The sequence below is a fragment of the Psychrobacter sp. I-STPA6b genome (assembly GCF_020662265.1).
Taxonomy (GTDB): Bacteria; Pseudomonadota; Gammaproteobacteria; order Pseudomonadales; family Moraxellaceae; genus Psychrobacter.
The window spans coordinates 1-450 of record NZ_VEWM01000130.1; the positions used below are offsets into that span (position 1 = coordinate 1).

At 32.9% G+C, this 450-nt stretch carries 1 protein-coding gene; it reads left to right on the top strand.

All coding sequences use genetic code 11. The annotated features are described in order from the left end of the window. On the top strand, positions 1 to 450 hold a 450-nt coding region (locus FHK88_RS13700), incomplete at both ends, for a DNA-3-methyladenine glycosylase I (RefSeq protein WP_227431282.1).

Below are 450 nucleotides of genomic sequence, written 5' to 3' on the forward strand. Positions count from 1 at the left end.
ATTTATACAGAAAATACCACGACGAAGAATGGGGAAAACCTGTTTATGACGATGATAAATTATTTGAATTTTTAATTCTAGAAACATTTCAGGCTGGTTTAAGTTGGTACACAATCTTGAAAAAAAGAGAAAATTTTAGAGCTGCTTTTGACAATTTTGATTACCAGAAAATAGCAAAATATGATGAAGAGAAAGTTCAGGAATTGCTACTAGATGCAGGAATTATCAGAAACAAATTGAAAGTACGAGGCACCATTTCCAACGCAATTGCTTTTATGGAAGTGCAAGAAGAATTTGGAAGCTTTTCGAAATACATTTGGAATTTCACCGATGGAAAACCCATACAAAACAACAGAAAATCGATGAAAGAAGTTCCAGCAACAACATTACTTTCTGACGAAATAAGTAGAGATTTAAAGAAACGCGGATTTAAATTTGTGGGTTCAACTG